The organism is Romboutsia sp. 13368, assembly GCF_018336475.1.
Lineage (GTDB): Bacteria > Bacillota > Clostridia > Peptostreptococcales > Peptostreptococcaceae > Romboutsia.
Map to the genome: position 1 here is coordinate 52,474 of NZ_CP048741.1, position 9,156 is coordinate 61,629.

Annotated in this window: 11 protein-coding genes; all 11 read left to right on the top strand. The window is 29.0% G+C overall.

Annotated features, from left to right (window positions below; genetic code table 11):
* Nucleotides 1–247 precede the first annotated feature (247 nt).
* The 11 genes from G3997_RS00250 (at nt 248) to upp (ending at nt 8,901) form a co-directional block, all read left to right on the top strand.
* Nucleotides 248–436, top strand: a complete 189-nt coding sequence (locus tag G3997_RS00250; protein WP_442971197.1) for a Rho termination factor N-terminal domain-containing protein — start codon at nt 248–250, stop codon at nt 434–436.
* Between the two features lies 1 nt (nt 437).
* Complete coding sequence (rho, locus tag G3997_RS00255) at nt 438–1,763, top strand: transcription termination factor Rho (protein WP_296646239.1); 1,326 nt, start codon at nt 438–440, stop codon at nt 1,761–1,763.
* 115 nt (nt 1,764–1,878) lie between these two features.
* Nucleotides 1,879–2,079 carry a 50S ribosomal protein L31 gene (gene rpmE, locus G3997_RS00260; protein WP_296646245.1) on the top strand — a complete coding sequence of 67 codons (201 nt, stop codon included), beginning with the start codon at nt 1,879–1,881 and terminating at the stop codon, nt 2,077–2,079.
* Nucleotides 2,080–2,189: 110 nt separating this feature from the next.
* Nucleotides 2,190–2,774, top strand: coding sequence for a thymidine kinase (locus G3997_RS00265; protein ID WP_296646251.1), 585 nt, complete (start codon nt 2,190–2,192; stop codon nt 2,772–2,774).
* Between the two features lie 100 nt (nt 2,775–2,874).
* Nucleotides 2,875–3,774, top strand: a complete 900-nt coding sequence (locus G3997_RS00270; RefSeq protein ID WP_296646254.1) for a DUF1385 domain-containing protein — start codon at nt 2,875–2,877, stop codon at nt 3,772–3,774.
* Nucleotides 3,764–4,639 carry a peptide chain release factor N(5)-glutamine methyltransferase gene (prmC, locus tag G3997_RS00275; protein ID WP_296646257.1) on the top strand — a complete coding sequence of 292 codons (876 nt, stop codon included), beginning with the start codon at nt 3,764–3,766 and terminating at the stop codon, nt 4,637–4,639. The genes G3997_RS00270 and prmC overlap by 11 nt, the downstream gene beginning before the upstream one ends.
* Before the next feature lie 42 nt (nt 4,640–4,681).
* The gene (gene prfA / locus G3997_RS00280) at nt 4,682–5,746 is read left to right on the top strand and encodes a peptide chain release factor 1 (RefSeq protein WP_296646261.1); all 1,065 of its coding nucleotides are present in this window, start codon (nt 4,682–4,684) and stop codon (nt 5,744–5,746) included.
* Nucleotides 5,747–5,960: 214 nt separating this feature from the next.
* On the top strand, nt 5,961–6,641 hold the full coding sequence (locus G3997_RS00285) for a ZIP family metal transporter (RefSeq protein WP_296646267.1): 681 nt from the start codon (nt 5,961–5,963) through the stop codon (nt 6,639–6,641).
* A 28-nt stretch (nt 6,642–6,669) separates the two neighbouring features.
* Complete coding sequence (locus G3997_RS00290; protein ID WP_296646270.1) at nt 6,670–7,710, top strand: L-threonylcarbamoyladenylate synthase; 1,041 nt, start codon at nt 6,670–6,672, stop codon at nt 7,708–7,710.
* A gap of 96 nt (nt 7,711–7,806) precedes the next feature.
* Nucleotides 7,807–8,259 carry a ribose 5-phosphate isomerase B gene (rpiB, locus tag G3997_RS00295; protein WP_296646271.1) on the top strand — a complete coding sequence of 151 codons (453 nt, stop codon included), beginning with the start codon at nt 7,807–7,809 and terminating at the stop codon, nt 8,257–8,259.
* Nucleotides 8,260–8,271: 12 nt separating this feature from the next.
* Nucleotides 8,272–8,901 (top strand): uracil phosphoribosyltransferase, encoded by a 630-nt coding sequence (gene upp, locus G3997_RS00300; RefSeq protein ID WP_296646274.1) that lies wholly within the window; start codon nt 8,272–8,274, stop codon nt 8,899–8,901.
* Nucleotides 8,902–9,156: the final 255 nt, after the last annotated feature.

The window sequence follows — 9,156 nt, forward strand, 5'->3', positions numbered from 1 at the left end:
GAATATATTAGATTTATCTAATATTAATAAAGTATATTATTTTTAAACTTTATTAAATCTTATATAAGGTTTAAAATTTTTATAAATCGTAAAAGATATATATTAGATAATAAAGTTTTATATTTAAGTTTATTTATTGACCGTACATATCAATGGTGATATTATTAAAATTAATTATTAATTAAACTTTTCTTTTTCACACCTTTGATTTCCAAAAAGAAGATAAAGATACATATTTATATGATAGATGAGGAGGATTTTTTTGAATTTAGATCAAATAACACCAAATGAATTAGGTAGTAAAACATTACCTCAGCTTAGAGATATCGCTAAAGAAATAGGTATAAAATCTACAAGTAAATATAAAAAAAATGAATTAATTGAACTTATAAGTGAAAATATAAAAGAAAATAGTAAAGAAACAANAAGTAAGTAAAATGCCGGAAAAAAAGATAGAGAAAAATGAAAATGTAGAAAATAGAGGCTATGTAAAGCCTTATGAAAAGAGAAATACGGATAGAAATACAGAAAATAGATATCAAAAAAATGATAATAAATCATCGAATACGGAATACGTAAATACAAAAAATAATAAGGGGTATTATACACCTAAGGTTGTAGAAGAATCTAAAATAGTAGATGAATTTAATACATCAAAAGATGATGAAGTAATGGGAGTTTTAGAAATATTACCAGATGGATTTGGATTTTTAAGAGGTTCAAATTATTTATCTACTGAGGGAGATGTTTATGTATCTCCATCTCAAATAAGAAGATTTAACATGAAAACTGGGGATAAAGTAAAGGGAATAACTAGACATCCTAAAACAGGTGAAAAATTTAGGGCACTTTTATATGTGCAAAAAATAAATGATGAAAATCCTGAAACAGCAATACAAAGAAGGGCGTTTGAACTATTAACACCTATTTATCCAGAAGAAAGACTAACATTAGAAAGAAGTCAAAATGATATAGCTACAAGACTTATAGATTTAGTATCTCCAATAGGTAAAGGTCAAAGAGGTTTAATAGTTGCACCACCTAAAGCTGGTAAAACTAGTCTTCTTAAAAATGTAGCTAATAGTATAGCTAAGAATCATCCAGATGTTGAATTAATAGTTCTTCTTATAGACGAAAGACCTGAAGAGGTTACCGATATGAGAGAATCTATAAATGGAGATGTTATATATTCTACATTTGACCAAGTATCAAGCCATCACGTAAAAGTTGCTGAAATGGTTTTAAATAGAGCGCAAAGATTAGTTGAACATGGTAAAGATGTTGTAATACTTTTAGATAGTATAACAAGGCTTGCTAGAGCTTACAACTTAACAATATCTCCGACTGGTAGAACTTTATCAGGAGGTTTAGATCCAGGGGCTTTACATGGTCCTAAGAAGTTCTTTGGAGCAGCTAGAAATATAAGACAAGGAGGTTCTTTAACTATACTTGCAACTGCACTAGTTGAAACAGGATCAAGAATGGATGATGTAATATTTGAAGAATTCAAGGGTACTGGTAATATGGAATTAAATCTAGACAGAAAGTTAGCTGAAAAGAGAATATTCCCAGCTGTTGATATATATAAATCAGGAACAAGAAGAGAAGATTTATTACTTAGTGAAGAAGAAAAAACAGCTTTATGGAGATTAAGAAGAGAAATGAGTAATAATTCAGTATTAGAGGTTACTGATAAGGTTATTGAATTACTAAAGAAAACTAAAAATAATGATGAATTTATAAAATCAATAAAAGCTCTTTAAGTAATGCAAAAACTCCTTGAATGCATAAAAAACTTATGCTATAATGGTGTAGTTGATATTGCAAAACGAAAAATTAATATATTTAATTTATAGAATAACGAAAGAGGTGAATAGAATGAAAAAAGATATACAACCAAAATACGAAGCTATAGAAGTACGTTGTGCTTGTGGAAACACATTCCAAGCTGGTTCTGTTAAGGACGAAATAAAAGTTGAAATATGTTCTGAATGCCATCCTTTCTATACTGGAAAGCAAAAGAATATAGAAGCTGGTGGAAGAATAGACAAGTTCAAGAAGAGATTCAAAATGGACTAATATTCATAAGAAGAGGAGTTGGGAAACCAACTCTTCTTTTGTTTAATTACTGAACTTATATGTAATAATCATAATAAAAATATGACAATTAATCATAGGGGGTAATAGGCGTGTATAGACCAGTAAATCACGGATATATAGAAACTGTAATAGGTCCTATGTATAGTGGTAAAAGTGAAGAGCTAATAAGAAGATTAAAAAGAGCTAAAATAGCAAAACAAAATATAGTTGTATTTAAGCCTCAAATAGACAATAGATATAGTAAAAAAGATGTTGTTTCTCATAGCGGAGATAGTATAGAAGCTATACCTATAGATAATTCTAATCAAATCTATGATTATATAGATGATAAAACTCAAGTAGTTGGTATAGATGAAGTTCAATTTTTTGATGACAATGTAGTTGATGTAGCTATAGATTTAGCAAATCAAGGAATAAGAGTTATTACAGCTGGATTAGATATGGACTTTAAGGGAGAACCTTTTGGGCCAACTCCAAGACTTTTAGCAGTATCTGAATTTGTTGACAAAATACAAGCTATATGTTCAGTTTGTGGTCAACCAGCTACAAGATCTCAAAGATTAATAAATGGACAACCAGCAGGATACAATGACCCTATAATTCAAGTTGGAGCCGTAGAAAGCTATGAAGCTAGATGTAGAAAGTGTCATGTAGTACCTCATGAAGATAAATAAGTTTGTTAATATATCCTTTTAAAGTTTTACTTTAAAAGGATTTTTTGTATTATAATAAAGTATATGTATAAACTAAATTTTGATTTTAAGAGGTGGGGAAATGAGTAATGTATCTGTAGGAGGTCAAGCTGTTATAGAAGGTGTTATGATGCAATCTAAAGATAAAAGAGCTGTTGCTGTAAGAAAAAGTAATGGAAAGATTGTATTAAAAAAGAATAATATAAAAAGTTGGATAAATGAAAAAAAATTAGATAAGATACCTTTTCTAAGAGGTGGGTTTATATTAATAGAAACTATGATAGAAGGAATAAAAAGTTTAAATTTTTCATCTGAATTTTTCACTGAAGATATGGAAGAAGATGCTTTTGATAGATTTGTAAAAAAGATATTTAAGGATAAAGCTAATGATGCAATGATATGGATATCATTATTATTATCTTTATTGATTTCTGTAGGAATTTTTATGGTAATACCAACAACTGTAGGAGGTATATTTTCAAAAATAATTGATAATAAGTTAATACTTAATTTAATAGAGGGAATAATTAGAATAAGTATCTTATTTGCTTATCTAGTGATAATATCTAAAAATAGTGATATAAAAAGAGTATTTGAATATCATGGTGCAGAGCATAAATCTATACACTGTTATGAAAGTGGATTAGAATTAACAGTAGAAAATGCTAGAAAATTTACAACACTTCATCCTAGATGTGGAACAAACTTCTTATTTATAGTAATGGCAACTTCAATAATATTATTTTCTTTCTTTGGATGGCCAAATCCATTGATAAGAATTGCTATGAGAATACTATTTATTCCAATAGTTTCTGGAATATCTTATGAAATAATAAAATTTCTTGGGAAATATGATAATAAACTTACTAAAATTGTCGCATATCCAGGTATGATGTTACAAAAAATTACTACAAAAGAGCCAGATGATCAACAATTAGAAGTTGCATTAACTGCACTAAAAGCTGTAATAAATGAAAAATAGAGGAGAAGATATGACAATAAGAGAGATAATCATAAAATACTCTCAAGAGCTAGAAAAAATAAGTGATACACCGAGATTAGATGTAGAATTATTTTTACAAAAAGCACTTGGAGATGTAGATAGAATTTACATACATTTAAATTTGAATAAAGAACTTACTAAAGAACAATATAATGAATTTTTAGGGTATATAAATGATAGAATAAATGGAAGACCTGTTGCTTATATTGTAGGAAATAGAGAATTCATGGGACTTGACTTTTTCGTTAAGGAAGGTGTACTAATCCCAAGACCGGATACAGAAACTTTAGTTGAAGAGATAATAGAACTTTGTAAAAATAAAAATGAAGAAATTAATATAGTTGATATAGGAACTGGTTCAGGTGCTATTACTGTAAGTTTAGCTAAATATATAGAAAATTCAAAAGTAATATCACTTGATATATCTGATATACCATTAGAAGTAGGAAAAATAAATGCTGTAAGTAATGGTGTGGATGATAAAATTGAATTTATTAAATCAGATGTATTTAGTGGAATAAAAGATAGAGTAGATAAATTTGATATAATAGTATCTAATCCTCCGTATATACCAAGAAAGGATATAGAAACTCTTCATACACAAGTAAAAGATTATGAACCATATAATGCTCTTGAAGGTGGAGAAGATGGACTAGACTTTTATAGACAAATAACAGAGGAATCTGTTGAATATTTAAATCAAGGTGGTATATTGGCATATGAGGTTGGGCATGATCAAGCAGAAGATGTGTCTAAAATAATGAAGTATCATGGATATGATAAAATATACACAAAGAAGGATATTCAAGGTATTGATAGAGTTGTTATAGGTTTTAAACTGTGATATAATCAAAGAATTGATATTGACTAATAAAGAGGTGAAAATATGCTAAAGAAGTTAGAAGTATTAGAAGATAAATATAAAGAGCTAACAGAAAAAATAAGTGATCCTGAAGTAATAAATGATCAAAAATCATGGCAAAAATATATGAAGGAACATGCTGATTTAGAACCAATAGTAATGAAGTATAGAGAATATACAAATGTATTACAAAGCATAGCTGATTCAAAAGAAATACTACAAGAAGAATCAGATGAAGAATTAAGAGAATTAGCTAAAATGGAATTATCAGAAATGGAAGATATGGTAGAACCATTAGAAGCAGAACTTAAGATATTATTATTACCTAAGGACCCTAACGATGAAAAGAACGTTATCGTTGAGATAAGAGGTGGAGCAGGTGGAGATGAAGCAGCTCTATTTGCTGGGGACTTATTTAGAATGTACTCTAGATATGCTGAGAGAAGAAGATGGAAAATGGAATTATTAAGTGCAAGTGATACTGGTGTTGGTGGATACAAGGAAGTATCATTCTTAATAAAAGGTAAAGGTGCATATTCAAGACTTAAATATGAATCAGGAGTTCATAGAGTTCAAAGAATACCTTCTACTGAATCAGGAGGAAGAATCCATACATCAACAGCTACAGTTGCAGTTTTACCAGAAGTTGAAACAGTAGAAGTAAATATAAATCCAAATGACTTAAGAATAGACGTATTCCGTTCTTCAGGAAATGGTGGGCAAAGTGTTAACACTACTGACTCTGCGGTAAGAATAACTCATATACCAACAGGAGAAGTAGTATCTTGTCAAGATGGTAAATCTCAGTTAAAAAATAAAGAACAAGCTCTAAAAATATTAGTAGCTAGATTAAATGATAAAGCTATAGCTGAACAAAATAAAGATATAGCTGCAGAAAGAAAGAGTCAAGTTGGTACAGGAGATAGATCTGAAAGAATAAGAACTTACAACTTCCCACAAGGTAGAGTAAGTGACCATAGAATAAACTTAACATTATACAAGTTAGATTCATTCATAGACGGAGATATCGATGAAATGATAGATGCTCTAATTACTGTAGATCAAACTGAAAAGATGGCATCAATATAAATCCCTATTAATTTAGGGATTTTTTTGAGCAAATTATTATATATAAAATTGATGTAANTACTKTAGATCAAACTGAAAAGATGGCATCAATATAAATCCCTATTAATTTAGGGATTTTTTTGAGCAAATTATTATATATAAAATTGATGTAATACTTTGGTAATGTTATTAACTTGTACTGTATATAATGTTATATAGTACAAGGGGGGATAACATGATACTTAGAATAACTTTAATAGGGCTACTTGCTGGTGTTATTGGTACAGGACTTGGTGGAGTTATATCTGCACTATTTAAAAGAAATGTTGACAGATATCTAGATTTTTTTATGGGTCTATCTGGAGGAATAATGCTAGCTGTAGTTGTATTTGACTTAATGAAAGAATCTATGAATGAAATGGGTGTAGCACCTACAGTAATATTTACTTTCATAGGTGTTTTATTAACTATGTTTCTAAAAACAAAATTAGATGTATCTAAAGATATGAAAACAGGATATCTTATTTTTATAAGTATATTGCTACATAACTTGCCTGAAGGACTAGCTATAGGATCATCCTTTATGTCTACAGAGACACTAGGCATGACACTTGCAATAGTAATAGGTATACATAATATTCCTGAAGGATTAGCAATGGCATTAAGTTTAGTTGGAAGTAAGATGAAAATATCTAAGGTGATTTTATTTACAATAATAGCAGGATTACCAATGGGATTAGGAAGTTTTTTAGGTGCTTATTTCGGAAGTATATTCCATTCTTTAATAGGAGTATTTTTAGCATTAGCAGCAGGTACGATGATGTATGTTGTATTAGAAGAAATATTTCCTAAATCAAGAAGTTTATATTGTATAATAGGTTTTTTAGTTGGCACAATAATTGTATATTACATCTAAAAATGAGATGAAAGCAGGGATACTAAAGATGAATACTATCATAAGTAAAATAGACATAAATGATATAGATAAAAATGAAATAAAGAAACAATCAAAATTACTTGCTGAAGGAAAAACTGTAATATTTCCTACAGAAACTGTATATGGATTAGGTGCAAATGCTTTAGATGAAGATGCTGTTAAAAAGATATATGAGGCAAAGGGAAGACCTAGTGATAATCCTCTAATAGTACATATATATAATAAAGAGGAAGTGTACAATCTAGCTAAAAATATAAATGAGAAGGCTGAAATTATAATGGATAAATTCTGGCCAGGACCAATAACTGTAATATTAAATAAAAAAGATATTGTTCCATATAGAACTAGTGGTGGTCTAGAAACAGTAGCTGTAAGAATGCCATCTCATTTAATAGCTAGAGAAATAATAAAAGAGGCAGGTGTTCCTATAGCAGCACCATCTGCAAATATTTCTGGAAGACCTTCTCCTACTAAGGCAGACCATGTTTATGAAGAGATGAAGGGAAGAGTAAGTGGCATAGTTTTAGGTGGAGATTGCAACTTTGGTTTAGAGTCTACTGTACTAGATGTTACAACAGAAACTCCAATGATATTAAGGCCTGGAAGTATAACTAAGGAAGAATTAGAAGATATTATAGGAACTGTTTTAATTGATCCATCTCTAGAAAAAAAGGAAGATAATAAAAAAGCTAAAGCTCCAGGAATGAAGTATACTCATTACTCTCCTGATGCTGATGTTTATATAGTATATGGAAATAGAGAAGATACTATAAAAAAAATAAATTCTCTTGTAGTTGAAAATAATGAAAAAGGTTTAAAAACTGGAGTAATGTGCTTAGAACAAAATAAAGATAGCTATAATGGAACAGTAGTTTCATTAGGAAATACCTTAGAAGAAGTAGGTAGTAATTTATTTGATGCTTTAAGACAAATGGATAAAATGAATATTGATATAGTATATTCAGAGGAATTTTCAACAAGTGGAGTAGGTCAAGCTATAATGAATAGACTTTTAAAATCGGCAGGATATAAAATTATAAAAGCTTAGAAAATTATATATAAAATTTATAACAAATAATGTATAATATTACGAGATATATTTTATAATGTAAACAATAGATATACATTTGGAGGTATTGTACATATGAAAATAGGATTGGCTAGTGACCATGGAGGATATAATTTAAAAACAGATATAGCTAAATATCTGAAAGAAAGAGGAATCGAATGTGTAGACTTTGGACCAGATAATTCTCTAGAGTCAGTTGATTATCCTATATTTGGAGAAAAAGTTGCAAATGCAGTTGTATCCAAAGATGTAGACTACGGAATAGTGTGCTGTGGAACAGGAATAGGGATATCTTTAGCTGCCAATAAGGTTCCGGGGATAAGATGTGCTGTTGTATCTGATGTTTTTTCTGCAAAAATGTCTAAAGCTCATAATGATGCTAATATGCTATCTTTAGGAGAAAGAGTATTAGGAAGGGGATTAGCTTTAGAAATTGTAGAAGCATGGATAAGTACAGATTTTGAAGGTGATAGACACTCAAAAAGGGTTGATATGATAAAGCAAATTGAAACGAGACATAATAAGTAGGAGGAATAAGAAATGAGTAAAGTAATAGTAACAGATCATCCATTAATACAACATAAGTTAACATTAATGAGAGACAAAAACACAGGATCAAAGGATTTTAGGGAACTTTTAACAGAAATAAGTATGTTAATGGGATATGAAATAACAAGAAATGTTCAGTTAGAAGAAATAGAAATAGAGACACCTGTAACAAAAACTAAATCTAAAGTTATAGCTGGTAAAAAATTAGGTATAGTACCTATATTAAGAGCTGGATTAGGAATGGTTGATGGTTTAGTAAGTTTAACTCCAGCTGCTAAGGTTGGACATGTAGGATTATACAGAGATCCAGAAACATTAAAACCAGTAGAATACTACTGCAAACTTCCTCAAGACATAGAAGAAAGAGAAATGATAATAGTTGACCCTATGCTTGCAACGGGTGGTTCAGCAGTTGCAGCTATAGATGTATTAAAATCAAGAGGAGCAAATTGTATAAAATTAGTTAACTTAGTTGCAGCTCCAGAAGGTATAGCAGAAGTTCAAAAATATCATCCAGATGTAGATATATATGTTGCTGCTATAGATGAAAAGTTAAATGACCATGGATATATAGTACCAGGATTAGGCGATGCTGGAGATAGATTATACGGAACTAAATAATATTAATAAAAAAGGAATCTAATTATATTTAAGGAATATAATATATAGATTCCTTTTTTTATTTTATTATTCATATTAAAAAAAATAATAGATACTATTTAAATTAATATTTGAAATTTATAAAAGTAGAATTTTATGGTTTACTTTACAGAATGAAAATGCAATAGATATTAAACATAAATGAAAAACTATAATACTACTTAAAAAAATAATATAAAAATAGTATTTTTTATAATTTAATTAAAGTGTTTTTAT

Coding starts and splice junctions, on each gene's coding strand:
- rho (WP_296646239.1), top strand. CDS start 438: ATGCCGGAAAAAAAGATAGAGAAAAATGAAAATGTAGAAAATAGAGGC.
- rpmE (WP_296646245.1), top strand. CDS start 1,879: ATGAAAAAAGATATACAACCAAAATACGAAGCTATAGAAGTACGTTGT.
- G3997_RS00270 (WP_296646254.1), top strand. CDS start 2,875: ATGAGTAATGTATCTGTAGGAGGTCAAGCTGTTATAGAAGGTGTTATG.
- prmC (WP_296646257.1), top strand. CDS start 3,764: ATGAAAAATAGAGGAGAAGATATGACAATAAGAGAGATAATCATAAAA.
- prfA (WP_296646261.1), top strand. CDS start 4,682: ATGCTAAAGAAGTTAGAAGTATTAGAAGATAAATATAAAGAGCTAACA.
- G3997_RS00285 (WP_296646267.1), top strand. CDS start 5,961: ATGATACTTAGAATAACTTTAATAGGGCTACTTGCTGGTGTTATTGGT.
- G3997_RS00290 (WP_296646270.1), top strand. CDS start 6,670: ATGAATACTATCATAAGTAAAATAGACATAAATGATATAGATAAAAAT.
- rpiB (WP_296646271.1), top strand. CDS start 7,807: ATGAAAATAGGATTGGCTAGTGACCATGGAGGATATAATTTAAAAACA.
- upp (WP_296646274.1), top strand. CDS start 8,272: ATGAGTAAAGTAATAGTAACAGATCATCCATTAATACAACATAAGTTA.